Consider the following 24,463-nt stretch of genomic DNA (forward strand, 5'->3'; position numbering starts at 1 on the left):
CGTCGGATAGGCCATTACTCGACAACCCGGTCGTCTCAGCGCTGCAGGGAGAGCAGGGCCGGACGGTAGGGCAGGCGACCGTAGTCACCACCGGAACTGGGCGAGCGCCCCTGGTAGAGCATCTGCAGGTTGCACGGGTCGATCGTCATGGTCTGGTCGGCGCTGGTGCGGATCAGCTCACCGTGGCTGATGTCGTTGGTCCAGGTGGCGCCGCTGTTCGCCGTGCCCGCGAACGGCTTGCTCTCGGTCGCGGCCTGCGGGGTCCAGGTACCGCCGAGGCTGGTGGCGGTGAACGAGCGGAAGTAACGGCCGTTGGTCCCGATCGCCTCAACGATCATCAGGTACTGGTTGCTGCCCTTGACCTTGTAGACCTGCGGGGCCTCGAACAGTTTGTTCTTGCTGTCGCTGAGGACCACGGTCGAGGCCGAACCGAAGCTACCGGGGAAGTTCCCGATGCCCATGGTGGAGCGGTAGATCTTGCCGTTGTCGCCGGCGAAGAACAGGTACATGTTCTTGTCGTCGGCGATCAGGGTCTGGTCGATCGGCCCGGTGCCCGAGTCCGTGATCTTTCCGGTGAACAGGGGCTGAGGCGCCGACCAGCCGTTGGCCTTGGTGGGGTCGGAGGACGTCCGGTAGGAGAACGCGGTCGGCCCCCACTGGTGGGCCAGCACCCAGATCTTCTTCGGGGCGAAGTAGAACAGCGACGGCGCAACGGTTCCCGAGCTCATCGAGTTCTGGCTCGCGGTGGCGAGGTCGGACCAGTTCGTGATCAGGCCGAAGTTCATCGAGCCCCACTTCGAACCTGTGTCGTGCGTCGTCGCGTAGACCAGCTGACGACCGTTGTAGGGAGCGGTGGTGAAGTCCTTCAGCGACGCCCAGCCGCTCTTGGGAGTGGCGAGCGAGCCCGTCGACTTCCAGCGGTAGGTCGAGGGCAGGGTGCAGCTCGAGCCGGCGCTGGGGCTGGTCGTGCCCGGGCTGCTGGCAACCGGACTGGTGGTGCCGGTGTTGTTGGTGCCGGTGTTGAGGGCATTCAGTACCGAGGTGTAAGCGGCCTTTTTGTTACCGGAGTTGTCGAACAGCAGCGGGTTCTCGCCGGTGCGCCAGGAGTCGCTGTCCCGGACCCCCCACACCGTGATGCCGGTGCACCGCGACACGGCCAGGCAGGCCTTGGTCACCGTGGCGTAGGTGCTCGCCTGGTTGGAGCCCTGCGCGACATCGAGCTCGGTGATCTGGACATCTACCCCGAGATCGGCGAAGCGCTGCAGGTTGGCCTGGTAGTTGCCGGGCATGCTGGTGCCCAGGTGGGACTGGAAGCCGACGCAGTCGATGGGCACGCCGCGGGACTTGAAGTCGCGGACCATGGTGTAGACGGCAGTGGACTTCGCATTGATGCCGTCAGTGTTGTAGTCGTTGTAGCAGAGCTTGGCCGCCGGGTCGGCGGCCCGGGCCGCGCGGAAAGCGGCTTCGATCCAGTCGTTTCCGGTGCGCTGCAGGTTGGAGTCGCGCCGGGCACCGTTGCCGCCGTCGGCGAAGGCCTCATTGACCACGTCCCAGGCGTAGATCTTGCCCTGGTAGTGCGAGGCGACCTGGGTGACGTGGTTGATCGCGGCGCTACGCAGAGCACTGCCGGACAGCGACTGCGCCCAGCCGGGCTGCTGCTGGTGCCACAGCAGGGCGTGACCGCGCACCTTCGCCTTCATGGCCGTGCCCTTGTTCAGGATCTGGTCGCCACGAGAGTAGGTGAAGGTACCCCGGGACGGCTCCGTGGCATCCCACTTCATTTCGTTCTCGGCCGTGACCGAGTTGAACTCGCTGGTGGCGATCCGGTTGTAGGTGGAGTCGCTGAGACGACCCGCGGCGATCGCAACGCCGAAGTAGCGGCCCTTGGCGGCAGCTGAGGCACCAAGGGTGGTAGCAGCCGTGACGTCGGACGGTGCGGCTGCTGCAAGCGTCACGCCGCCCATGACACCGCCGACGAGTGCTACGGCCGCGGTGGCGAAGGCCACTTTCCGCCAGCGGAGTGTCAGCGGTGCGCGACCGCGTGAGACGTTGGTGGTCATTGTCTGAATGCCTCTCGGAGGGGAAGACGATGGTCCGGTAGCCATCAGGCCCACGGGGCGGCGAGGCCTGAATGAGTCAATGAATTCCGGCAATGACCGGGAGCCGGATTGACGATTCGCCATGCTGGCAGAGTCTTTCAATCAAGACAAGCGCGACCGGGAAAGGAACCTTACCCATGAACGTTTTTCCTGGTCAGAGACCTGACGGGCCACCAGGGAACACATTCTCAATAGTCCCCGATTTACCGGCGACCATCCACACCGGTCAGATATAACAGGTTTTCAAAGTTCTTTTTTCATGTGCTCCTCGTTGCTTTTGGTGGATTCTTTTCGCTGTCTTTAGAGACACTTAAATCAAGCACTGTCCCAGCAGGGATTGATCATCCGGTTCGACAAGACCAGGTGCCGCGATGGAGGCGGCGGAGGCCGTCCGCCAGGCCGAGATGCGCAAGCTGGCGCCCGGGCGGGACATTCTGCGTCAGAGCTGGGCTGTGCCCATTCCGTCAGCTATCTGGGCTGAACCTGGAACACCTGGGACTGCAGCAGCCCTTCACTGATCAGCGACGACAACGGCACCGCGACCGCGACCGCGCACGGGCAAGGGCTCAGGGCCCACCTGGCCACGTCTCGAGCTGAACCCGACCTCGACTCGACCATCGCACATCCGGAACACATCGATTTCGCTCAGCTTCGATCCTGGCCGGCTTGATGGGTCAGATCACCTCCGGCCGCTGGTGGCGGGACGCACGCTCGTCGCCCGGATTGCCAGCGGGCAGGCACGTCCTCGTCCCCAGTAGTGATTGATTGCCGAGAGCCGATAACCAGGAACAGCTTTGACGATCTACGTCGTGCCTCAAGATGGGCGACCCCGTTCCGGGGATGTGCTGCAGGCGACTCACCGGCACAACGATTACCCCGTTCTGCCTATGGAACGTTCTGTTGATAGAACGATAGGGTGCCTTCATGTCACCCCGTCAACCCCGTCCATCAGGAGCCGGACCCACGTCGTTCCCCGACCTGTCCGCGTCTGTCGGAGATCGCATCAAAGGCCTGCGCATCCAGCGCGGCCTGTCGCTCTCCGCGCTCGCCGCGGCCACGCACCTGGGGAAGGGGACGCTGTCCGAACTTGAACGCGGCCAGCGAAACCCGACTCTGGACACGCTCTTCGCGATCACCACGGCACTTACCGTGCCGTTGGGCGATCTCCTCGTGACGGACAACAGCGACCTCACACAGGGCCGGCTACCGGGACCGCAGGCTCACGGGCAGAACATCGACGCCGAGCTCATCGGACGATGGACCGAGTCGGCCGAACTCGTCGAGGTCTACCGGATGACGGTCGGGCAGGGGCGCCGACAATCCCCCGGCCACACCGCGGGCGTTGTCGAGAGCATCACCGTCGTCAGTGGAGAAATCGCGGTCGGAGTCAACCACGCCCCTGCCCATCTCGTCGGCGGGCAGAGCCACACCTTCCCCGGCGACCAGGACCACTTCTACGAAGGACTGGTTCACCGCAGCAGCACCGTCCTGGTGATGCGCTACCCCCTCAACCCCACAACAACAGGAGAGCACAATGAGTGACCTGAACGCCCTCCCTGAGCGAAGCCGGCTCGTGCAGCGCGCGATCGCCGACGCAGGCCTGAGCGCTACCGTCCGCGAACTGCCGGACTCCACCCGCACGGCGGCCGAGGCGGCCGCAGCGCTCAGCTGTGAGATCGGAGCCATCGGCAGCAGCCTGCTCTTCCTGTCCGACGGTGAGCCGGTCCTGGTCATGACCAGCGGTCGACACCGCGTGGACACGGACTTCCTGGCGGGGCAGCTCTCCGCGTCCCGCATCGAGATGGCCTCGGCCAAGCAGGTTCGAGCGATCACCGGACAGGCGATCGGCGGCGTAGCCCCCATCGGCCATCCGACCCAGCTGCGCACCGTCATCGACGAGGCGCTGAGCGATTACGAGACGGTCTGGACGGCCGCGGGTACGCCCCACACCGTTGTTCCTCTGACCTTCGAGGAACTGGTGTCACTCACCCGCGGATCAGTACTGAAAGTCGCCGCCGACTGACAGCCGGAGCGCCGCGCCGGAGGTGACGACCGTCACCGAATCGGCCAGGATCAGACCATGACCACATCACCGATCGGCTCGCTGCGCGCCGTGGCCATCGACGCGCCCGACATCGAGGTCCTGGCTTCGTTCTACGAGGACCTGGCCGGCTGGCGCCGCCTCTCCACGGATGACGACTGGATCACCATGGAGAGCGGTGACGGCTGGCGGCTGGGTCTGCAACTCGCCCCCGACCACGTACCGCCGCAGTGGCCCGGGGCGCAGCAGCCGCAGCAGGCGCACCTGGATTTCCGGGTGCCCGACATCGACGCGGCGGCCGAGCAGGCCCAGCGGCTGGGGGCCACGGTGCTGCAGCGCAACGAGCACTGGCACACCCTCGCCGACCCGGCCGGCCACCCGTTCGACCTGGCCCAGAGTCCGGACGCCGACGGGATCACGCTGGCCGGGGTGATGCTCGACTGCCCCGATGCCTCGGCGCTGGCGCACTTCTACACCCAGCTGCTGGGCAAGCCGCTCACGTTCGAGGCCGACGGCATGGCCATGATCGGTGAGGACGGCGCCCAGCCGGTCATGTTTCAGCAGGTCAAGGAGTACACGCCGCCCCGCTGGCCAGACCCGGCCCACCCGCAGCAGATCCACCTCGACGTGCTGGTCGACGACGTGGACAGCGCCGAATCCCGGGCCCTCGAGGCCGGCGCCACCCGGCTGGACGGCGAGGGCGAGAACTGGCGTGTGTACGCCGACCCGGCCGGCAAGCCCTTCTGCCTGGTGTGGACGGTCTAGCCGGCGGCCCTTCAGGCGGAGCCAGACCGAACGGAACGAGACCAGTCGCAGATGGACACACTCGTCGGCCTTGCCGAACGTCTTCGGGCCGACCGCGTCATGGTCGTCGAGGAGATGGTTCCCTCGTCTCCCCAGTCGTCGGTCAGGACCCCGGAAACCCAGGATGTACCCCTGCGCCGGCGAAACTGCGCCGAACGTTCCCACACTCAGGGCCAGCACAGCTCCGCAGACAGCTGCACGGCGCATCCATGCGCCGTGCTCATGTTTCGCACTATTCCCCCCACTGGATGGCGGCCCGGCCCTCAGGTGGGCCGGGCCGAAAGGAACGAGGTCAGTCGCAGACCGACGAGCTCGTGTACGAGGCCTTATCGCCGGTCCGGTAGAAGTAGTAGTAGCCGTTGCCGTCACGAGCCATGGCGTCGAAAAAGCTGACGCTCCCGTCGTAAGCGACGTGTGTGCCCGACCAGACCAGTTTGTCGTCGGCCTTGCCGAAGGTCAGCGGGCCGACCGAGCCGTCATCGTCGAGGCCGTGCGCGCGTTGCCAGCGCTGGGTGGCTGCCTTGGTGGTCGAGCCGAACCAGCAGTCCGCCTGGCTCGGTGTCAGGTAGCCGTCCGCGACAAGGACCGCCTGCCAGAGGAAGACAGCATTGCTGTGACTACGGGTCGTGGCAGAGATCGTGCCCTCGTCACCCCAGTCGTCGGTCAGGACCCCTGCGCCGGCGACATACCCCTGCGACACGGACGCCTGGGCCGGAGCGGCGATGCCGACCGTTCCCGCGGCCAGCGCCACGGCGACGCCACCCACGACGATGCGGCGCATCCATGCACCCGCCTTGTTGTTGAGCAAGGTTCCCCCCACGATTCGGACAATCATGATCAATTACCGAAACCAGACATTAATTGCTGTCAGCGTCGGTGTCCAGAGACTCGGACGGTCACTTTTGCCCGTGCCCGGACCGGGCGAACGAGAGCCCAGAAGGCGACGAACGGCCCCGTCGCGGTGACGAAAAGCACTCTCCTCACAGTGAGAATCGCCCACGGACGGGCCTGGAGGCAACCTTGACCAGGCCATTGACCTCCACCGCTATGGCCGAGAGGCAGGCCTATTGACTGACGTTCGTCGGGATGTACACCACGAAGGGCGGAGATGAGTCTCCGGCCAAGCCCTTTGCTTGAGTACAGCCGGTGTCGGCATGAGTATGGGTGCGTTGATGGATCTTCGACCGGAGGCAACGGAATGCTCAGCAGATTCAGATCGCTCTCGCTCGTCGCCGCCAGTGCCATCGCCCTCACCGGGCTCGGGATCGGCGCCGCGGGCTCGGCCCAGGCCGTCACCTGGGACTGCGGGACCGAGGTGCACGCCACCTGGGGAGGTGGCCAGCTCTGCGTCAGCACCGCCGGCGAGCAATGGAAGGTGCGCACCCGGGACGAGTCGACCGACGGCTACTGCGTCCACGCGAAGTACTACTCGTACGACGCCTTTGCGTACAAGACGATCGCCGACACCACCGAGTGTGACGGGGTCTGGAAGACCCGGGTGATCGGGAACACCCTCCCCTACAGCGGCGGGGTTCGTCTTTACCGGGGCGACGGACGGTACCTGACGCTTCCCCGGTAGGTGCACCGACGCGTCCACCATTGATGCCTGCAGCTCCCCGGCGACCGGAGAGTACCGGACCACCGGGGAGGTACCGCCTGATCACGAACGGGCGGTCAGCGACCGGCCGGGATGCCGAACCCGCCGAGCGAGCAGACACCACATCCCACGGATGGAGTGCGATGAGCAACCAGTTGCCTCTGACTATCGTGAATCTGGCCTTCGTCCTGCACGACCTGTTCGGTGTTCCCTTCGATCACATCGGCCCCCTGCTCGACCGCACCCCCACCGCCGCTCGCCAGCTGGCCAGCCGGGCCCGGCGACGCGTACGGGCGAACGGGGCCGAGGGAGTAGCGCCCACCGAGCGACCGACCGGGCATCGCCGTGAAGTCGTCGATGCCTTTTTCGCGGCCGCCCGCGAAGGGGACTTCGAGCGGCTGGTCTCGCTCCTGCATCCCTCCGTCACCCTTCGCTCTGACGTCCGTGGGTTACGAAGCCGTAGTCCAGATCGTCTGCATCAACATCTGACTCCGAGACGTACGGAACACGGTCTCGCTGAGCCCTCTCGACGCAACACGCCATTGCTAATACCGAAAGGCGCGGATATGTGCCGCTGCCACCCCCGCAGCATGTAACTCCTCGATGATGACTCGCAGGATGGACCGTGCCATGGGACCCCATACCTGGCCATCCGTATCAATCGAGATCCCGACTCCCCCGCCCAGGAGAATCGGCCGACTGACGTCGGCAGGGTTATAGAGCTCGTCCCCATTCCGGTCCAGCGGCCCTTCGTGCATAGCCTCTATCAATGCTTCGAATGTTTCCCATTCACGCCCGTTTTGGTCCACTCGCATGAGCCTGCCCTCACACGCGGCCAGGGCCGCCCGAGCCTCCTGCAGCTGATCCGTTTCAACTTTCAGATGAACGTTAATTCTGTTGATACGTGAGCCATCGGTCATGGGAGCGAAGGTGTCCGGCGAAACAGTGATGGCGGGCGCGATAGCAAGAGGAAAATCCAGCACAATGCCGCGCGCCATCCAGCGGCCGAAGTTCGCCGCTACGCTGGCGTAGAGGTATTCGTCCGCGGCGAGCCACGCCCAGGACGAACCTCCCAGCCTGACAGCCGCCTCGAATTCCTCATCCGCCGCGTCGCACTGATCCACATCGCCGCTGCTCACATAGTCGGCCCCGACCTGGAAATGAGCAGCCGCGGCCGCCTGCCTCCCACTTTCGTTGGCATCCGTCGAATGTTCCACTTCTCCCCCAGCGACCCGGCCATGGATGTACCCGCGACATACATTCTCATGCTCTGCCTTCTGGATCGGGAGGTGTACAATCACGAAGGGTCTTCTGGCGCAGCGTTATACCCGACGACAGCGAGCGTCGTTCTTCCACGGTCCTTTCCGGAACCGCGGTGAACGCGGTGTGCAGCGGGTAATCGTCCCATTCACATCCACCAGCCCCGCACGTGATGATGGTCATGGTGCCGCCGCCGTTCCAGATCCGGGACTGCTGTCGCGGCTGCGATCAGGCAGAGGGTGTGCGGGGCCGGAGGAGCCGGCCGGGTACTCCAGCAAGGGCACGACGCCCTGGGCCCACGCGTGCAGCACCGGTTCGACGACCCGCCAGGCCTGCTCGGACTCCTCGGCGCTGACCGACAAGCGGCTGCTCCCCGAAAGCACATCCAGGAGAACTGCTCCGTAGGCGACCAGTTCGCCGTCCATCGACCCGGGCGGCCCGTCCATCGGTATCCACAACGGCTCCCGGCCGCTCTCGGGACGGAAGTGGATCAGGACGCCCTTGCGGTCGGTCGCCAGGGCCTTACCTGCTCGCAGCAAGAACCGTGTCCCCGACCACCGGGGCCGATCCACGTGCACCGCCACTTCCGCATAGGTCTCCGTCTGTCGGGACGGGTCGACACCGTCCTCCTGCACATACCCCACGACGTCGGTGCCGCTGACCGCCAGTGTTCCAGCCGTGAACCGGGCCCGACGGGACTCGGGAAGAGCGCGGGCCGAACGTAGCAACTCGATCTTGGCGTCACGGTGATCCTTGTTCGTCGCCGCAGCGGGAAGTTCCATCGCGACTACGGTCAGCACCTGAATCATGTGGTTCTGCAGCACGTCCCGCAATGCCCCGGTCCGGTCGAAGAAGTTCGCCCTCCCCTCCAGACCCAGAGTTTCCTCCCAGAGGATGTCGATCTGCTCGATGTGAGCGCTGTCCCAGATGGAGGCGGGCATCGCCTCTGCGCCGCGTAACGCCAGCACCTGCTGTGCACCGGGCATCCCCAGCGCGTGGTCCACCCGGAAGACTGCTTCGGGAGCGTCAGGCATCACCTGTGCCAGCAACGCGTTCAACGAGACCGCACCGGCCAGGTCCTCCCCGAAGGGTTTCTCCACAGCGATCCGGCTGCCGGGAGGTAGACCGCTGGCGCCGAGGGCGCGAGTGGCCGTCTGGAACAGCCCTTGCGGCAGAGCCAGGTACACAGCCACCGGTGCGGTATCGGCAAACCCGTGCACCGCCTTGCGAACACTGCCCACATCCGCGAAATCCACCCGCTGGTAGTGAAGGCGATCCAGGAAGGCCCGCGAGTCGTCCTCTGACAGGCCCCCCGCGTGCTCGCGTAGACGGAACGCCACACGATCACGGAACGTAGTGTCATCCCACTCCTGCGGTGCGGCCGCGACAACCTGCAGGTCCGGCGATACATCACCAGCAGCCAGGAGACGGGCCAGCGCGGGCAGCAGGAACCGGCCGGCCAGGTCGCCGGTTGCGCCGAACAGAACCAGATGGGTGATCACCAGTGCTCCTCACTCACCGCGAGGGTACGGGCACCTTGCCCACAACCCCCGGCATCTACGAGATGAAACCGACCGTCGTGCCACTGGACCTGACCGCGTGAAACCCCGACCCAGGCGTCCAAAATTAAAGAGAGGAAACATTTTTGGTGGACGCAGGCGGTTGCAGATCGCGCTCCGCTTCGCTGTCGCACCACTCACCCATGCACGGCTATCGGGTACTTCGGAAGACCTCGGCCCTAGTCCGTCTGCAGGGTGACGACCGGCGCTCCTTCGGCCACGGCCCAGGTCAGCGCCTTACGGATCTCATCAACCGGGAGGGGCCTGCGCCGGGTCTCGGCCACGGCGACTGTTGCGGTGGCCGACAGGAACGGGTTGCGTTCGCTGGCCGTCGCGAAATCCGCGCCAATGCGGTGGGCTATGCGCAGCGCGTCCTCTTGAAGCATGTCGGGCATGACCAGGATGAACTCGTTGTCGGCGACCCGGGTGGCTCGATCCTGGCCCCGCAGCAGCGCGGTCAGCACCCGGATGACCTGTTGGGTCTCCCGGACCTCGACCCGCCGGTCCACATGGGCCGTCGCCGACGGCGACCGAGTGACTCTCACGCCGAAGAGCGCCACCGGCAGCACGCCGGAGGCGGTTACCCCGTCCGCACCTGACCACCTGCGTACGCCGTGGTCGCTGGTCAGTCCGGCCTCGGCCGGGTCGGCGCCGGCCATCGCGAGTTCTTGCCGAAGAGAATGAATGTGGGCACGGTGTCGTTCGTTCTGTTCCACCATCAGCCGGGCAGAGGCATCGGCGCGAACCTCACCGGGGCTAGCTGGGAAATGGCGAACCCGTTGCACGACATCGTCGATAGCTGATTGCGCGACCGCCGGAAGCCGATCCGCCAGCGCAGCTCGTAGCCTGAGCACCTCGTGCAGGGAGTCGTCCCGCCGGTACCGCGACCAGCCGTCGAACCGCCGACCACTTTCGATGGTCGCGGCGCGCGGATCGACCTCTTCACGGTCGTGGGCCACGAGCACCGCGCCGAAGCGGGGCGTCAGGACGGCCACGCTCCACTCCCGGGCCAGGGGTTCCTGTTCCTGTAGACCCACGGTATGCACACCGGGGATCTGCTCGGGCACCTCATCAAGGACCATACCGACCACCGTGACGGCGGCCCGCTGCGCAATGCGTTCGTAGACCGAACGTTCCCGATCGAAATAGGGCATCCGCTGGAACAGCGCCATCACGACCATCGGGCCGTCCTCGCCGGGAGCCAGAGCCGCCTGCTCAATCGCGTGCGAGACAGTGACAAGCGTACTTTTCGTAAACTGAGTATACATCGGGGCCTTTGGCACGACTGGAGCGTAGGGAAGGTGCGGCCCGACTGCGAGCGGAGACAGGAATGGGCCCAGGCCCTAGACGCACGCGCTGCAGGTTATATGGTCCGCCCGTCCTCATCCGAGCGAATCGGCCTGATGTCGCCGCCGTGATGACCGCACGCGAGGGACAGCCCGGAACAGTTGGCACCCGTTCGAGTGAATCGTCACTCAAAGCGATAGAGGAACGGTCTTTCTGCTCACGAAGAGTCTGAGCACGCCGTAGGAACCGGCAGCGCCCCCTGCCAGGGTGGCCCCCTAATCGCCTGGAGTCATCCGTGTTCAGAAGGACGTCTCACAACCCGGTTGCCGAGCAGGCCATGGCTGAGGCCCACGCCGACGTGATCGCGGTGACCGACGTGGTGACGAAGCTCGGTCGGGCCACCACCGTCGAAGAGGCAGTGAAGACGTCCCTGGAGAGCGTGCGTCAGCACTTCGGGTGGGCCTACGGCTCCTACTGGGAGCGGGACCGCATCGCGGAGGTGCTGCGTTTCGGCATGGACAGCGGTGACGTGAGCCCGGAGTTCCGGACAGTGACACTTCAGGCGTCCTTCGCCGAGGGGGTCGGCCTCTCCGGGCGAACCTGGCGGCAGCGGGACCTGGTCTTCGTCGAGGACCTGGGCACGATGGTCGACTGCGTGCGGGCTCCCGTCGCCACCAAGAACGGTGTACGGAGCGGGATCTGCTTCCCCATCCTGGAGCAGGGTGAGGTCATCGGGACCATGGACTTCTTCACCACGGAGGTCCTCACCCTCTCGGCCGACCGCTTGGCGGTGCTGCGCGCCATCGGGGTGCTCGTCTCCTCCGCCCTGGAGCGCCTGCACGAGACCGTCCGCCAGGAGAAGGCCGCCCAGGACGTGGATGCGGTCTCCGCCGTCATCCGTGAACTGACGTCGGCCGGCAGCGAGGACGACGCGCTGCGGGTGGCGATGGAGATCATCCGCCGCGACTTCGACTGGCAGTACGGCTCCTTCTGGCGGCTGGACGAAGAGGCGCAGGTACTGCGCTTCTCCAAGGAGTCCGGCGACGTCAACCCGGAGTTCCGTGACGTCACCCTGTCCGCGTCCTTCGCCAAGGGTGTGGGCCTGTCGGGTCGGGCCTGGGCCCGCAACGACTTCGTCTTCGTCGAGGACCTGGGTGAGCTGACCGACTGTGTGCGCCGGCCCGCCGCGCAGCGGGCCGGGGTGAAGTCTGGTGTCTGTCTGCCGATCACGGTCAACGGCAAGCTCGTCGGAACCATCGACTTCTTCGCCACCCGCACCCTGGTCATGGCCAAGAGCCGTGAGATGGCTCTGCGGAACACGGCTTTCCTGATCGGTCAGGCCATGGAGCGCTTCCAGGCCCGGCAGCAGCTGAAGGTGGCAGGAGCGCGGCTGATGGAGTCGATCGGCGAGGTCGAGCGCAACGTCACCTCGGCCTCCGACGTGGCTTCGCGCGGCGGGCGACTGAGCCAGGAGGCCAACACGCAGGTGGCGGCACTCGGCCAGGCCAGTGCCGAGATCAACAAGGTGGTCAAGGACATCCAGACCATCGCCGCGCAGACCAAGCTGCTGGCCCTGAACGCCACCATCGAGGCCGCCCGCGCCGGCCAGTCCGGCAAGGGCTTCGCCGTCGTCGCCGAGGAGGTCAAGCAGCTGTCCAGCCAGACCGAGCAGGCCACCACCAATGTCAGCGACCGGGTCACCGCGATCCAGAGCCGCGTCGAGGCCGTGACCGCCTCGCTGGCCGACATCCACCACGCCGTGGACGAGATCAACCAGACCCAGCAGCTCATCCAGGGCGTGCTCGGCGATCAGATGAGCGTCACCCGGGCCATCCTCGACTGAACCCCTCAGGCGCCCGGTCTGCGGGTGGCCGGCTGACAGATCGGCCAGGTCGATGCTGACCAGAGCCACTCCGTCGGCGTCGCGGACGGTCAGGGTGGAGGGATCGGTTCCGGTTCCGGTCTCGTTCAGCCGGATGGTCGGGGTGGTGTGTCAATCGTCGTCCGCTGATCAAATGCCACCCGTGATCGGTTGCGTGGTGCCGTCGGCCAGGGTCACGGTGTAGCTCGACCCCCCGCCCCCTCCAGGATGGTCGCCCTTGAGCACGCCCCTGGGCCACCAGGCGGTGTACCGGCCACTGACGACCGATGCCTCGACGTCAGGGCCTACCGGGGGATGCACGGTGACACCGGTGACATCGCTCCCCACGTATCCCTGGACCACATCCAGCCACACCTCGTCGGTGGTGAAAGGCCAGCGACCCGGCATGGAGAAGCTGCCTCCCGCATATTCCGTCTCGACGAGGCGGTCCCGCGCCACGGAGGGGGCCTTGGCGGGGTCCGGGTCGTACCCTCCCATGAACCCCGCCGAGGGGTCCGCGTGGTCCTCTTGCTTGAGGAACTTCTCGGACATCAAACAGGACGCGCTGATCCGGGGGCCGTCGATGAGCACAATGGTCCATTCACCACGTCGCTCCGCGATCACGACCGGTTCTGCCCGATCAGACGCCCCGAAGGCGGCGCGGCACGCGGTGACGGCCTCGGTCGCGGCAGCGCCGGTCAGCAACTCGGGCTTCGGCGTCCACGACGCAAAAGCAGAACCGCCGCTCAACAGCAGAGCAGCGACCACGGCACCGCCCAGGCCCACCGGCACCAGCACTCGACCGCGGAGCAGACGCGGCTGACGCGGCCGATCGGACGTCCCCGGGACCGAATCCTGGCTGGGAGTGGCCAGGATCCGGGCCAACGTCGCGTCGGCGCGTTCGTCCTCGGCATCGCTCAGAACGGCAGGCCCGGCAGGGTCGAGGGCACGTACAGCGGCGGTGGTCATGGCGGCGACGGCGCGCTTGTTCATCGGGGGCTCCTGTCGGAAGCAAGGCCGCCGGACAGGCGGACATCGGCGGTGGTGGACTCGACATGGCGCCGCAGGGTGCGCCGGGCACGGGACAACCGCAGGCGAAAAGCCGTGGAGGAGATACCGAGCACGACGGCCGCCTCGGGCGCGGTCAGCCCGTCCAGCACCGACAAGGCGATAGCCTCCTGATGCAGCGCACTCAGCCGCGGCCAGGCTGCGGCGATATCGGCCCGGTGGGCCACCAGGTCAGGAAGCTCGCCGGCATCGGCGGGACGGTGAAGGCCGTCGGCGAGCCGGACCGCGACCGCATCATGCCGGTCCTCGCGGCGTCGCGTGTTCTGGAGGATGTTGCGGGCCACGCCGAAGAGCCAGGCGCGCGAACCCACGAGGTCGGCGGGGACATCGTCCAGGCGGCGCCAGGCAACGAGCATGACCTCACCGACCACGTCCTCGGCGTGGGTGGGATGAACGCGTCGGCGGACGAACCGCAGCAGATCGATGTACGACGCGTCGTACATCTCGCGGAAGCGCTGTTCCCGCTCCCGCGACGACGCAATGGTGGAGTTCATACCCAGTACCTGTCCCCGTTCGCACACGTGTGTCGCAGTATTTGCCCTCAATTTTCGGGCCGTCCTGCCCGCGCCGGGAAGCAGCGGCCCTCCGGCAGGTGCCAGCACACTTCAGAGTCGTCGCAAGATCGTCGAATCCTTGGCTGCAGGAAACCTCGCCCGATCCGGGGCGAGCCCGATCGACCGCCACCGGCACCGTTCAGGAGATCACCATGACCGCCAGGTTCCCCGTCCGTTCGCTCGTCGCAGGCATCGTTGCGGTGGCTGCTGTCGGCCTGGGCACTCCCACCGCGCAGGCCGACGGCCAGGTGCGACAGAGCACCGTGTCCGAGGCCCAGAAGGCCTGCAAGCGCTGGTCCCCCGGGGCGGTCGCCGGCGGCGAGTACCTCCGGGTGGTCCGCAAGGGCAAGAAGGCGAAGGTGGTGCGGTACACGAACGACAGTTCCGGGCTGGCCACCGGCTTCCCGGTGAGGGGAAAGCTGTTCGGCTGCTACGTCACGAAATCCGGGGGGACGAAGGTTGTCCCGATGAAGCACTTCTCGAAGGGTGACACGATCGTGCTCTCCCGGGTCAAGGTCAAGGGCAAGAAATACACTCTCGCCGTCGACACCCGGAACGTCGCTGCGAGCTGACGTCGGGGAGGGGCCGGGGTGGCCGTGGAAGGTTTCGGTGGCGTCCACGGTGATGCAGGCGCACCAGTACCGAGCGGTGTCCACTCACCACGAAAACCTGCCCTGCGCTGGCGAAACACGCCCTGAACGCTCGTGCCGACGCTCGCCCGACGTCGGCCGGTGCGGAACCGGAAACGAAGGGCGCCGGTGGTCGTCCCTGATCCCACAGCGACCCCGGCGCCCTACCCGGTCAGGCCCGAGCCGACCGTACCGCCCTCGGCTACCGACTCTTCAGCGCCTCGTCCACGAGCGCGCCCGCCAGACCGGTGTACTGGTCCGGGCGGCACAGCCCTTCCAACTCCTGCACGCTGAAACGCGCCGCGATCTCGGGCACTTCCGCCAGTACCTCGGGCAGTGTCCTGCCCCCGCCGGCCTCGTCGGCCTCGTTACAGGCCCGGGTGAGCAAACTCCGGGCCTCCGAAGGCCCCAGCACCGGCGCCAGCACCACCCCCAGGCGTTCGGAGGTGATCTGGGCCGCCGTGAGGTCCAGGTTCGCGGCCATCCGGCTCTCGTGCACCCGGAGCCCTTGCACCAGTTCAGCCGCGGTGTGGGCCGCCCCGCCGGTCAGCCGCAGGCACTCACGCAACAGCGACCACTCAGCGTGCCACACGCCGCCCGAACGCTCGTCCTCCGACACCAGACACTGGGTGAGGGCACCGGCCAGGGCGGGGACCTGCAGGGCAGCGCTGCGGATCAGGGTGGCCAGGACCGGGTTGCGCTTGTGCGGCATGGCCGAGGACGCTCCCCGTCCGGGACGCCCGGGTTCGCTCACCTCACCCACTTCGGTGCGGGCCAGCGACAACACGTCCACCGCGATCTTGCCCAGCGCTCCGGCGGTGAATGCCAGCGCCGAAGCCAGATCGGCGATCGGAACGCGCAGGGCGTGCCAGGGCAGGAGGGCCGGACGCAGTCCGGTCTCCTCCGCGAACGCCTCGACCAGAACGCGCGCGTACTCCCCGCCGGGGTCGCCACCCTCCAGGCGCGCGTACTCCAGGTACCCGGCCAGGGTGCCCGCGGCGCCACCCAGCGACACCGGCAGCGGCGGATCCAGCAGGGCCTGTACCCGGTCGGCGGCCTCCAGCACGAGGTGCCGCCACCCGGCCGCCTTCAGACCGAACGTGGTGGGAACCGCCTGCAGCGCCAGGGTGCGACCGGGCATGGCGGTGTCCCGGTGTGTCCGGGCCAGCCCGGCCAGGGTCCCGGCGGTGAGCAGCAGATCGGCGTGCACGATGCGCAGGGCCCGGGTGGCCACCAGCATGGCGGCCGTGTCGAAGATGTCCTGGCTGGTGGAGCCCCGGTGCACGTACGCGGCGGCCGCCTCGTCGCGGGCTGCCACCGCCGCCCGGAACTGGCTGATCAGGGCGACCACCGGGTTGGCGGTCTCGCGGGAGGCCAGGGCCAGCGCACGCACGTCGGGCAGGCCCTGCCGCGCGGTCTCGGTGATCGTGCGGGCGATCGGCCCGGGCACCGTGCCGGTGCGGGCCTGGGCGCGGGTCAGGGCGCTCTCGGCGTCCAGCATGGCCTGCACCCAGGCCTGGTCGGCCACCGCTGCCTCGGCCGGGGTTCCCGCCCGCACCGGTGACAGCAGTCCGGAGTCGATCCCGGCGTCCTGGCTCACACGATCACCCCGGCGGGCTCCGGCGTCCCGGCCGCCGACATGGGCCGGTCGTGACCCAGACCGTCTGCCAGCGGCCGGATCTCGACCGGCACATGCGCCACGGGCGGCAACTGCAGAACGGCCCGGGCGATGGCGTCGGAGTCGGCCAGGGTGACCGAGTTGACGCCCGGGCGCACGCCGGCGGCCGTGGCCCAGTGCACCGACTCGGTGGGGATCCCGTAGGCGAACCGGCGCGGATGGGCGTGACCGGCCCCGTCCACCAGGTGATAAGGACGCGTGGTGACAGCCAGGCCGCCGGTGATGTAGGGCTGCCCCTCCCGGCTGCGGATGCCGTAGGGGCGGCACTGATCGGTGTTCAGCAGGTGCCGGAGCAGCGGGTCCTCCGTGCGGTACAGGTCGGGCTCGTGCAGCCGGGCCTCGATCAGTGCCCGCGAACGCACCTGCAGCCCGGGGATGCTCGTGGAAGAGGCGCAGAACTGGTGCAGGTGGGCATCGATGCGCACCTGCACACCCGCTCCCAGCAGGTCCACCACCCCGGCCCGGATCAGGGCCATCAGTTGCTCGATCCGCTCGGCGGGCGGCCCGATCGACAGGAAGGCGTTCAGCGGCGTGTACCAGCCCTCCAGATCGTCCCGATGCGAATTGCCGTCCAGGCCACCGTGGTCCACCACCAGGCGTATCTCGTTGCGCAGGTCGCGCAGCGCGTCGAGGGCAGCCTTCAGCGGGCTGCTCAGGTTGCCCTGACGGGCCTCCTGCACGTCTTTCTCCAGGTGTTCCAGCAGCCAGGCCCGGTACTCGGCCTGATCGCTGAAGGAACGCCCGCGCAGCGGGCTGATCACGGCGCCCCAGTCCCAGCGCCGGTCCGGGTCCACCCCGAACTCCTCCAGCAGCTGTGCCTCCGTGCCGGGCGCCGCCACCAGGTAGCGGGCGGTGAGCGCCGCGGCCTCGTCCGGGCGGCCGGAGCGCCGCAGGAGCATCTCGTAGTAGATGCTCTCGATCTCCCGGCGGATCAGCGGCCAGATCTGCTCGCCGAAGCGCAGGCCGTCGCGTTCCTCCCGGCGGCGGGCGGCCTGCATGGCGGCAGCGGTCAGCAGTCGCGGTTCGTGGCGTCCGTGCGCGCCCTTCTCGTTGTGGCCGCGGGCGTGGTAAGGCACACCCCGCCGGGAGAACGCGTAGATGACCGGTTCCCGGCCCGAGGGCAGGTACTCCAGCCTGTTGCCGTCCCCGGCCGGCACGAATCGCCCTCCGCGCCCGGAGGTCAGGAGCGCCATGTAGTCGAAGAAGTTCAGCCCCAGGCCGCGCAGCAGCACCGGTTCACCCGCAGCGATCTGTTCCAGGTCGACATCGGCCGGGTTGGAGGGGGTTACGTAGGTCAAGTAGTGGATGCGGGCCAGGCTTGCGGTACGTGCCTGCTGCACCGTCGGGCGGACCGGCACGTGCCCCAGGGCCAGGACCACCGCATCCAGGCCGTTCAGCCGGGTGCCGTCCTCCAGACGCACACCCTGGGGCCCTCCGGGTACGCCGTGCACGTCGGCCATCGCCACGGCTCGTGAGGTGTGCACACGCACCTCTACGTGTGCGGGCGCGTCCTGGATCACCGCGCGGAAGCAGGCGTCCAGGTAACGGCCGTAGAAACCGCGAGTCGGGTAGTCATCGGGCCCCAGACGCCGCGCCTGCGCCGCGAAGTCCCCGTCCTGCACGGTGGCGGCCCACTCGTACAGGCTCGGCCCGGGGACGATCGGCCCGTCGATGCTCACGCTGGCATCGGTGTAGAGAGTGATCTGAGAGGCCACCGTGTTCATCAGTAGGTGCGCCGACTGGTCGGCCCGCCACACCTGCCCCGCTCCCGGCCCCCAGGGATCGACCAGGTGCACCAGAACCCGAGAAGCCCCACAGGGCTGGTACTTCTCATTGGCGCACAGACGTTCCAGCACCGACAGCCCGCGTGGCCCGGCCCCGACCACGCAGATCTCCAGTTCGGACGACGGCCTCATCCTGATGCCTCCAGCGGGGGGATGTTGTGGTTGATCCGGAACGTGTTGGCCGGGTCGACGTCGGTCTTGATCCGGCGAAGCCGTTCGTAGGTGGCAGGCTCCCAGGCCGAGCGCACCACCGCGGGGTCGGTCTCCTCGGGTCCCAGGTAACTGAGACAGGGACCACCCAGGCGCCAGGGCGCCATCGCCTCGATCAGGTCACGCTGGAATTCCCTGGCCGGGGCGAGCTGTTCGCCCTCCGCGCGGGCCACAGCGAACAGCGTGAACCCCGCCCGCCGGTAGCCAACCGCATTGCCCTCCTTCGGCGTCCGCGCGAAAGCACCTCCCAGATGCCGGATCTCCACGACGTCCACCGGCGCCTGCACCTGCGGACCGGCCCGCTCCAGGAGCGTTTTGATCGCCCCCGCGTCCAGTTCTGTCAGCAGGGCGGAACTGTCCCGGTACGGACCGGGCTCGACCGGATCGGCGTGGATCTCCGCCACCCGCGCATACGGCATCGGCGCCACCGAGTCGATCAGTCGCGGGGCGATCGTGCGCAGCGGCTCGACCAACTGCTCGCCTTCCTCTGCCGGCCCGGCGAAGGCAATCCGTACGTGGACCACGAACTGCCCCCGCACCGGCGGAGGCAGCGCCGGCAGGTCGGGCAGGCGCAGCAACGCCAGCGACGAGGTCATCCGGTCGGGTACGCCCGCGGTCCAGTCCGCATAGGCGGACAGCACCTCGGCACCCGCCGCGGCCGCGAACCACAGCCCGCCGCCGTAGAAGTCCTCGATCTCGACCAGGTCCAGCGTCATCGCGGTGACGATGCCGAAGTTTCCCTTGCCGCCGCGGCACGCCCAGAACAGGTCGGGTTCACGATCGGCGGTGACCTGTTGCACCGTTCCCTCGGCCGTGACCAGCTCCAGCTCCCGCACGTGGTCGGCGGCGAAACCGTGGGCCCGGCCCAGCGGCCCGATCCCGCCGCCCAGCGTGTACCCCACCGTGCCCACCGACGGTGAGGCGCCGTTGAGCGGGGCCAGCCCCAGCGCGGCGGCCGATGCGACCAGATCACCCGAACGCACGCCCGCCCCGATCCGCGCCGTTCGGGTATCAGCGTCGATCTGGATCCCGTCCATCGCCGCCGTGTCGACCAGGATCGCCTCCGGGCCCACCGGCACCGACCCGTGCCCGGTGGCCCGCACCCCGACCGCCAGGTCCCGTTCGGCGGCGAAACGCACGGCCGCGGCGACCTCCTGCGACTGCCCGACCTCCACCACCGCCATCGGCCGGCAGGACACACCGGTGTTGAAACCCGCTTCGGGCAATCGTGGGGCGCGGACCCGGCCCGGCAGGGACGCGGCCAGCCGATCGACAGGTTGCGCATTTCTGCTCACCAGGAAACTCTTGTCTGCCGGCCGGTTCGCACGCACGCGATCGGCCGATGATCTGTCAACTCGGTCGCGCGCGACCTCACCCACCGGCCCGTCAGGGAGACGAAGATGGCGGCACAGTTCAACCACACCATCGTCAGGTCGGCCGACCAGCGTCGTTCGGCCAGATTCCTGGCCGACCTGCTGGGACTGCCCGCACCGGTGGAGGATCCACCGTTCACCGGCGTGGTCCTGGGCAACGGCGTCACCCTGGACTTCCTGTCGGTGACCGGACCCGTGCCCTCCCAGCACTACGCCTTCCTGCTGGAGGACATCGAATTCGACGATCTGCTGCGACGCCTGCACGAGCGCGGGCTGACCTATTGGGGCGGCCCCGAGCACCGCGGCGAGGGACGGATCAACCGCCGCGACGGCGGTCGCGGCGTGTACTTCGACGACCCCGACGGGCATGCGCTGGAGGCCATCACCCGTCCCTACGGAGGCTGGCCCACACCCGAGTAGACATATTCCGGTCACGATACTTGGAGCGCCGATCCCCACGGGTAACCCTTGCCGTCGTCATGCACCCAGCCCAGGGGGGACCCGAGATGCCCGAGACCGCACGAAGAGACGACGCACTCACCGCAACGCCGGCGCAGCCACGCCTGCCTTCCCTGACCGGTCTACGTTTTCCGGCCGCTGTCCTGGTTTTCCTCTACCACGCCTCGCTACTCATCCCCACCATCGCTGTCCTGGGCTACGGCCCGGCCGGGACGCGGTACGCTGAGATAGCCCGAGATCTGGGCGCCTTCGGCGTCGAGTTCTTCTTCGTGCTGAGCGGGTTCGTCCTGACCTGGTCAGCCCGCTGGCAGGACACCCCCGGCGCGTTCTGGCGCCGCCGGTTCGTCAAGATCTACCCCAACTACGCGGTGGCCTGGGGCCTGGCCATGCTGCTGTTCGCGGCAGCCACCACACCGGCCTGGAGCGCCACCCTGAACCTGTTCATGCTGCAGGTGTGGGTGCCCGACTTCGACACCTACTTCGCCGTCAACCCACCCGGCTGGTCCCTGGGCGCCGAGGCCTTCTTCTACGCCTCCTTCCCCCTGCTGCTGGGCCTGATCCGGCGGATCCCGGCGCCGGCCCTGAAGTTCTGGATCGCCGGGGTGCTGACGTTCATCGCCGCCAGTCCTTTCCTGGCCTACACGTTCTTGTCCGAGACCCCGAACGTGCCCGGGGGCCTGGACAGTTCGTCACTGCAGTACTGGCTGGTCTACGTGCTCCCGATCTCGCGGCTGGCCGACTTCGCGCTGGGCATCCTGGTGGCCCGGGCGGTGCTTGCCGGGCGCTGGCGCAACATCGGGGTGCTGCCCTCGCTGCTGGTGATGGCCGCGGCCATCGGGCTGGCGCAGTTCGTGCCGTACCTGTACGCGCAGCGCTCGATGGGTGCCCTGCCGGCCGTGCTGCTGGTCGCGGCGGCCGCCGCGGCGGACGTGCGCGGCACCCGGACCGGGTTCTCCGCACCGGTCGCGGTCTGGCTCGGAGATCGATCGTTCGCGTTCTACCTGCTGCACTTCATTGTCATCACCCAGGGCCTGGAGATCATCCGCGACGTCACGCGGATCAGCGAGTTCACCGTTCCCCAGGCCATTCTCGTCCTCATCGGACTGGCCGCCACCACGGTGGCCCTGTCCGCGGTGCTCTACGCCGTCCTCGAGCGCCCGGCGACCCGGCGATGGGCCTCCCGTCGCAAGATCCCCCAGCAGGCCTCCGCCGACGCCCGTGAGGTGCTCCGCCCGCACGAATCCCGTCCAACGGAAAGGACCCGTCAATGACCGGGAAGATTCTCGTCACCGGAGCCGGAGGCCGCGTCGGGGCCCTCGTGGTCAGGGAACTGGTGGGTGCCGGCGCGGAGGTACGTGCCGGCGCCCGCACCCCGCAGCGGCTGTCGGTCCCCGAGGGGGTGGAGGTGGTGGCCGCCGACCTGACCCGCCCCGAGACGCTGCCGGACGCCCTCAAGGACGTCAGTTCGATTTTTCTGTACGCGGTTCCGGACGGTGCCGGGGCGGTCGCCGAGGCCGCCGCCGCGGCCGGGGTGGAACATGTGGTGCTGCTCTCGTCCCATACCTCGCTGGAGGTGCAGAGCATCCCGGAGCGGGCGCCGCTGGCCGCGATGCACGAGACGGTCGAGGACGCCGTCACCGCGGCCGGACTGGAGTACACGTTCCTGCGGCCGGCCAACTTCGCCTCGAACGTCCTTCTGTGGGGCTGGGACTCGATGATCCGGGCCGACGGCGTGGTGCGATTCCCCTACCCGGATTCACATTCGGACGCCATTCACGAGCGGGACATCGCCGCGGTGGCCGCCACCGTGCTCACCTCTGCGGACCGGGCCCACCGGGGCGCGAGTTACTCGATCACCGGACCTGAATCGGTCAGTCAGCGCGAGCAGGCCGACCTGATCGGCCGGGCGATCGGCCGACCGGTGCGGTTCGAGGAGGTGACGCCGCAGGATGCCCGTCGGGCCCTGGGTGAGCACGTGCCGGACTGGGTGCTCGACGCCACCCTGGCCTACTGGGCTGCCACGGACGGGATTCCCTACGCGGTGAACGATCTGGTGGCCTCGATCACCGGCCGTCCGGCGCTGACGTTCGGGCGGTGGGCGATCGACCACCGGGACGACTTCACTCCTTCCTGAACGGTTACCCGATCCCTGACGGGTGGACGCCCCGGTCCGGGACCGGGGCGTCCACCCGTTCGCGCATCACGGTCACGAATCAGGAAACCGTGATGGAGGCCAGCTTCTCGCGCAGGTAGTCCACCGCCCCGACCTCGGGATAACCACGCACCCCGACCGGTTCCGGCAGAGAGGCGATACGCGCCTCCATGTCGGTGACGTAGAAGTACACCAGCGAGACCAGGTCCTCGTCAGGGGCGCTGGCGTGCGGCGGCAGCACCCGGTGCCGGGCCGAACGCCACCGGTCGCCGGTCCAGCGCGCCATCATGTCGCCGATATTGACCGTCAGGGCGCCTTCCTCGTAGGGCGCGTCCACCCAGCCACCGTCATCGCCGCTGACCTGCAGCCCGCCGACGCCAGGTTCGCGGTCGAGCACCGTGAGGGTTCCGAAATCGGTGTGCGGCCCGATCCGGAACTGCCCCTCCTGCGGCGCCCCCGTCTCGTTCAGCGAAGGGTAACGGTTGACGTTCAGGGTGAACTTGGGCCGGCGGGTGTGCCGGGTGAAGTGGTCCGGCTCCAGCTCCAATGCGGCGGCGAACAGCATCAGCAGCTCGTCCGACAGTCGGCGCATGGCATCCGTGTAAGCACTGAACGTGGTTCGTATCTCGGGGACCTCACCGGGCCAGACGTTCTGCGGGTGCCAGAACGGGTCGGCATCGTGCGGGCCGGAGCCTTCCGAACCCGAGGAGTACGACTCCTTCAGGTCCGGTGGCGTCTTCAGGCCCTCGGAGGCGCCGTTGGCCTCCACTCCCGGCGGTTGCCAGCCCCGGCCCCCGACCGTGGTCTCGTAGGACTGTTTGAGGGCCTTCGGAAGCGCGAAGAACCGCCGGGCCGCGGCACGCGTGGCACGCGGCAGCTCCGGGTCCACACCGTGCCCGGAGACCAGCAGGAAGCCTGACTCCTGCAGGGCCCGGTCGACCTGGCTCGCGACGGCGCTCCGGTCGCGGGCGGAACCGTGGAACCAGGGCTGCAGATCTACCTGGGGAATGCTCATCGCCGTGCGTCCTCCTCGTGACGGCGCAGCTTCGGACGGCCCCAGTCTTACGCGGCATGCTCGCCGTCCGTGAGGGCCTAGGGCAGGATCGTCAGTCCTAGTCACGACGGTCCCATTCCGGGTGAGGGCGGGCCGTGACAGGGTCGCCAATGACCATCCGGCACCTTCGTCCGCGTCCGGTCGCACCCGGTCCGCGAGGCAACCCAACCCTTCAGGGGGACTTCCATGCCCACCATCTCCGTCGGCAGCGCCAAGATTCCGTACCGGGTCACCGGTGAGGGCCCGGTACTGGTGCTGGTGCACGGCACCGGACCCAACGCCGAGATCCAGTTCGGCCACCTGCTGGAGCGATTCGCCGGCAACACCGTGGTGGTGCCCGACCTCTCGGGAACTGAGCCGGTCATCGACGACGGCGCCCCGCTGACCGTCGAACGGCTGGCCGAGCAGGTGCTGGCCGTGATCGACGACCTCGGCGCCGATCAGGTCGACCTGGCCGGGTTCTCGCTCGGTTCGCCGGTGGCCGTGGCCGTGGCCGCACGCCGCCCCGAGGTGGTGCGCCGTCTGGTGCTGGTGGCCGGATGGGACCTGGCCTCGGCCGACGAGTACCAGCGCAACATGTTCCGGGTATGGCGCCGCCTGGCCGACCTGGATGACGATGCCTTCGGCCGATACTCCACCTTCACCGGGTTCAGCCACGGGTTCCTCAACACCATCGGGCGCGAGCAGGTCGAGGCGATCGTGCCCAACCTCAAGCCCACCCCCAACCTGATCCGCCAGATCGACCTGTGCCAGACGCTCGACGTCCGCGAACTCCTGCCCCAGGTCCGGGCGCAGACGCTGGTGGTGGGCCTGGCCGACGACGCCACGGTGCCGGTCGCGGCCTCCGGACGGTTGCACGCGGCCATCCCGGGCAGCCAGTACCAGGAGGTCGCGAGCGGGCACGTGGTGCCGCTGGAGCAGCCCGACGCGTTCGTCGCGGCGATCCGGGATTTCATCCAGGCCGCCTGACCTCAACCGCACGCACTCGAAGGGG

At 68.0% G+C, this 24,463-nt stretch carries 22 protein-coding genes; 10 read left to right on the plus strand and 12 right to left on the minus strand.

The window, feature by feature from the left end:
- Window positions 1–35: 35 nt before the first annotated feature.
- The gene (locus tag QSK05_RS27780) at window positions 36–2,060 is read right to left on the minus strand and encodes a non-reducing end alpha-L-arabinofuranosidase family hydrolase (protein ID WP_285600305.1); all 2,025 of its coding nucleotides are present in this window, start codon (window positions 2,058–2,060) and stop codon (window positions 36–38) included.
- Window positions 2,061–3,023: 963 nt separating this feature from the next.
- Here QSK05_RS27780 and QSK05_RS27785 point away from each other — a divergent pair.
- Genes QSK05_RS27785 through QSK05_RS27795 form a run of 3 tightly spaced genes read left to right on the plus strand, consistent with a single transcriptional unit; the run spans window position 3,024 to window position 4,905 of the window.
- The gene (locus tag QSK05_RS27785; RefSeq protein WP_285600306.1) at window positions 3,024–3,641 is read left to right on the plus strand and encodes an XRE family transcriptional regulator; all 618 of its coding nucleotides are present in this window, start codon (window positions 3,024–3,026) and stop codon (window positions 3,639–3,641) included.
- Entirely contained in the window at window positions 3,634–4,122 is a 489-nt protein-coding gene (locus tag QSK05_RS27790; protein ID WP_285600307.1) for a YbaK/EbsC family protein, read from the plus strand. Before QSK05_RS27785 ends, QSK05_RS27790 begins: the two co-directional genes overlap by 8 nt.
- A 57-nt stretch (window positions 4,123–4,179) precedes the next feature.
- Window positions 4,180–4,905 carry a VOC family protein gene (locus QSK05_RS27795; protein ID WP_285600308.1) on the plus strand — a complete coding sequence of 242 codons (726 nt, stop codon included), beginning with the start codon at window positions 4,180–4,182 and terminating at the stop codon, window positions 4,903–4,905.
- Between the two features lie 331 nt (window positions 4,906–5,236).
- Here QSK05_RS27795 and QSK05_RS27800 read toward each other — a convergent pair whose 3' ends face one another.
- Entirely contained in the window at window positions 5,237–5,764 is a 528-nt protein-coding gene (locus QSK05_RS27800) for a peptidoglycan-binding domain-containing protein (protein ID WP_285600309.1), read from the minus strand.
- A 378-nt stretch (window positions 5,765–6,142) separates the two neighbouring features.
- Here QSK05_RS27800 and QSK05_RS27805 point away from each other — a divergent pair, with 378 nt between their 5' ends.
- The gene (locus QSK05_RS27805; RefSeq protein WP_285600310.1) at window positions 6,143–6,523 is read left to right on the plus strand and encodes a hypothetical protein; all 381 of its coding nucleotides are present in this window, start codon (window positions 6,143–6,145) and stop codon (window positions 6,521–6,523) included.
- A 95-nt stretch (window positions 6,524–6,618) separates the two neighbouring features.
- Here the strand turns inward: QSK05_RS27805 and QSK05_RS36685 are convergent, their stop codons facing one another.
- The 4 genes from QSK05_RS36685 to QSK05_RS27825 all read right to left on the minus strand — a co-directional run bounded on the left by QSK05_RS36685 (window position 6,619) and on the right by QSK05_RS27825 (window position 10,643).
- On the minus strand, window positions 6,619–6,957 hold the full coding sequence (locus QSK05_RS36685) for a hypothetical protein (protein WP_285600311.1): 339 nt from the start codon (window positions 6,955–6,957) through the stop codon (window positions 6,619–6,621).
- Window positions 6,958–7,086: 129 nt separating this feature from the next.
- Window positions 7,087–7,758, minus strand: coding sequence for a hypothetical protein (locus QSK05_RS27815; RefSeq protein WP_285600312.1), 672 nt, complete (start codon window positions 7,756–7,758; stop codon window positions 7,087–7,089).
- A gap of 222 nt (window positions 7,759–7,980) precedes the next feature.
- Window positions 7,981–9,303: a hypothetical protein gene (locus QSK05_RS27820; RefSeq protein ID WP_285600313.1), complete on the minus strand. Its 1,323-nt coding sequence runs from the start codon at window positions 9,301–9,303 to the stop codon at window positions 7,981–7,983.
- A 236-nt stretch (window positions 9,304–9,539) separates the two neighbouring features.
- Window positions 9,540–10,643, minus strand: a complete 1,104-nt coding sequence (locus QSK05_RS27825) for a DICT sensory domain-containing protein (protein WP_285600314.1) — start codon at window positions 10,641–10,643, stop codon at window positions 9,540–9,542.
- Window positions 10,644–10,942: 299 nt separating this feature from the next.
- On the opposite strand from QSK05_RS27825, the gene QSK05_RS27830 reads away from it, so the two are divergent.
- Window positions 10,943–12,490 (plus strand): GAF domain-containing protein, encoded by a 1,548-nt coding sequence (locus QSK05_RS27830; protein WP_285600315.1) that lies wholly within the window; start codon window positions 10,943–10,945, stop codon window positions 12,488–12,490.
- 168 nt (window positions 12,491–12,658) lie between these two features.
- On the opposite strand, the gene QSK05_RS27835 is transcribed toward QSK05_RS27830, so the two are convergent.
- Window positions 12,659–13,501, minus strand: a complete 843-nt coding sequence (locus QSK05_RS27835) for a hypothetical protein (RefSeq protein ID WP_285600316.1) — start codon at window positions 13,499–13,501, stop codon at window positions 12,659–12,661.
- Entirely contained in the window at window positions 13,498–14,070 is a 573-nt protein-coding gene (locus QSK05_RS27840) for an RNA polymerase sigma factor (protein WP_285600317.1), read from the minus strand. The genes QSK05_RS27835 and QSK05_RS27840 overlap by 4 nt, the downstream gene beginning before the upstream one ends.
- Before the next feature lie 212 nt (window positions 14,071–14,282).
- Here QSK05_RS27840 and QSK05_RS27845 point away from each other — a divergent pair, with 212 nt between their 5' ends.
- On the plus strand, window positions 14,283–14,702 hold the full coding sequence (locus QSK05_RS27845) for a hypothetical protein (protein WP_285600318.1): 420 nt from the start codon (window positions 14,283–14,285) through the stop codon (window positions 14,700–14,702).
- 259 nt (window positions 14,703–14,961) lie between these two features.
- Here the strand turns inward: QSK05_RS27845 and QSK05_RS27850 are convergent, their stop codons facing one another.
- Genes QSK05_RS27850 through QSK05_RS27860 form a run of 3 tightly spaced genes read right to left on the minus strand, consistent with a single transcriptional unit; the run spans window position 14,962 to window position 19,726 of the window.
- A complete protein-coding gene (locus tag QSK05_RS27850; protein WP_285600319.1) occupies window positions 14,962–16,359 on the minus strand; it encodes a nitrosuccinate lyase in 1,398 nt (465 codons plus the stop codon).
- Window positions 16,356–18,353 (minus strand): FAD/NAD(P)-binding protein, encoded by a 1,998-nt coding sequence (locus QSK05_RS27855; RefSeq protein ID WP_285600320.1) that lies wholly within the window; start codon window positions 18,351–18,353, stop codon window positions 16,356–16,358. Before QSK05_RS27855 ends, QSK05_RS27850 begins: the two co-directional genes overlap by 4 nt.
- Window positions 18,350–19,726: an FAD-binding oxidoreductase gene (locus QSK05_RS27860; protein WP_285600321.1), complete on the minus strand. Its 1,377-nt coding sequence runs from the start codon at window positions 19,724–19,726 to the stop codon at window positions 18,350–18,352. The genes QSK05_RS27855 and QSK05_RS27860 overlap by 4 nt, the downstream gene beginning before the upstream one ends.
- Before the next feature lie 105 nt (window positions 19,727–19,831).
- On the opposite strand from QSK05_RS27860, the gene QSK05_RS27865 reads away from it, so the two are divergent.
- From QSK05_RS27865 to QSK05_RS27875, 3 genes are all read left to right on the plus strand, one after another.
- Complete coding sequence (locus QSK05_RS27865; RefSeq protein ID WP_285600322.1) at window positions 19,832–20,224, plus strand: VOC family protein; 393 nt, start codon at window positions 19,832–19,834, stop codon at window positions 20,222–20,224.
- Between the two features lie 86 nt (window positions 20,225–20,310).
- Window positions 20,311–21,534 carry an acyltransferase family protein gene (locus QSK05_RS27870; RefSeq protein ID WP_285600323.1) on the plus strand — a complete coding sequence of 408 codons (1,224 nt, stop codon included), beginning with the start codon at window positions 20,311–20,313 and terminating at the stop codon, window positions 21,532–21,534.
- Window positions 21,531–22,397: an NAD(P)H-binding protein gene (locus tag QSK05_RS27875; RefSeq protein WP_285600324.1), complete on the plus strand. Its 867-nt coding sequence runs from the start codon at window positions 21,531–21,533 to the stop codon at window positions 22,395–22,397. Before QSK05_RS27870 ends, QSK05_RS27875 begins: the two co-directional genes overlap by 4 nt.
- A 79-nt stretch (window positions 22,398–22,476) precedes the next feature.
- Here the strand turns inward: QSK05_RS27875 and QSK05_RS27880 are convergent, their stop codons facing one another.
- On the minus strand, window positions 22,477–23,430 hold the full coding sequence (locus QSK05_RS27880; protein ID WP_285600325.1) for an isopenicillin N synthase family dioxygenase: 954 nt from the start codon (window positions 23,428–23,430) through the stop codon (window positions 22,477–22,479).
- A 225-nt stretch (window positions 23,431–23,655) separates the two neighbouring features.
- Here QSK05_RS27880 and QSK05_RS27885 point away from each other — a divergent pair, with 225 nt between their 5' ends.
- On the plus strand, window positions 23,656–24,438 hold the full coding sequence (locus QSK05_RS27885) for an alpha/beta fold hydrolase (RefSeq protein WP_285600326.1): 783 nt from the start codon (window positions 23,656–23,658) through the stop codon (window positions 24,436–24,438).
- Window positions 24,439–24,463: the final 25 nt, after the last annotated feature.

The sequence above is a fragment of the Kineosporia sp. NBRC 101731 genome, from assembly GCF_030269305.1.
Classification (GTDB): Bacteria; Actinomycetota; Actinomycetes; order Actinomycetales; family Kineosporiaceae; genus Kineosporia.

Coding starts and splice junctions, on each gene's coding strand:
- QSK05_RS27780 (WP_285600305.1), bottom strand. CDS start 2,060: ATGACCACCAACGTCTCACGCGGTCGCGCACCGCTGACACTCCGCTGG.
- QSK05_RS27785 (WP_285600306.1), top strand. CDS start 3,024: ATGTCACCCCGTCAACCCCGTCCATCAGGAGCCGGACCCACGTCGTTC.
- QSK05_RS27790 (WP_285600307.1), top strand. CDS start 3,634: ATGAGTGACCTGAACGCCCTCCCTGAGCGAAGCCGGCTCGTGCAGCGC.
- QSK05_RS27795 (WP_285600308.1), top strand. CDS start 4,180: ATGACCACATCACCGATCGGCTCGCTGCGCGCCGTGGCCATCGACGCG.
- QSK05_RS27805 (WP_285600310.1), top strand. CDS start 6,143: ATGCTCAGCAGATTCAGATCGCTCTCGCTCGTCGCCGCCAGTGCCATC.
- QSK05_RS36685 (WP_285600311.1), bottom strand. CDS start 6,957: ATGCAGGAGCGAGACCAGCCGCTCGAAGTCCCCTTCGCGGGCGGCCGC.
- QSK05_RS27835 (WP_285600316.1), bottom strand. CDS start 13,501: ATGAACAAGCGCGCCGTCGCCGCCATGACCACCGCCGCTGTACGTGCC.
- QSK05_RS27840 (WP_285600317.1), bottom strand. CDS start 14,070: ATGAACTCCACCATTGCGTCGTCGCGGGAGCGGGAACAGCGCTTCCGC.
- QSK05_RS27845 (WP_285600318.1), top strand. CDS start 14,283: ATGACCGCCAGGTTCCCCGTCCGTTCGCTCGTCGCAGGCATCGTTGCG.
- QSK05_RS27855 (WP_285600320.1), bottom strand. CDS start 18,353: ATGAGGCCGTCGTCCGAACTGGAGATCTGCGTGGTCGGGGCCGGGCCA.
- QSK05_RS27865 (WP_285600322.1), top strand. CDS start 19,832: ATGGCGGCACAGTTCAACCACACCATCGTCAGGTCGGCCGACCAGCGT.
- QSK05_RS27870 (WP_285600323.1), top strand. CDS start 20,311: ATGCCCGAGACCGCACGAAGAGACGACGCACTCACCGCAACGCCGGCG.
- QSK05_RS27875 (WP_285600324.1), top strand. CDS start 21,531: ATGACCGGGAAGATTCTCGTCACCGGAGCCGGAGGCCGCGTCGGGGCC.
- QSK05_RS27880 (WP_285600325.1), bottom strand. CDS start 23,430: ATGAGCATTCCCCAGGTAGATCTGCAGCCCTGGTTCCACGGTTCCGCC.
- QSK05_RS27885 (WP_285600326.1), top strand. CDS start 23,656: ATGCCCACCATCTCCGTCGGCAGCGCCAAGATTCCGTACCGGGTCACC.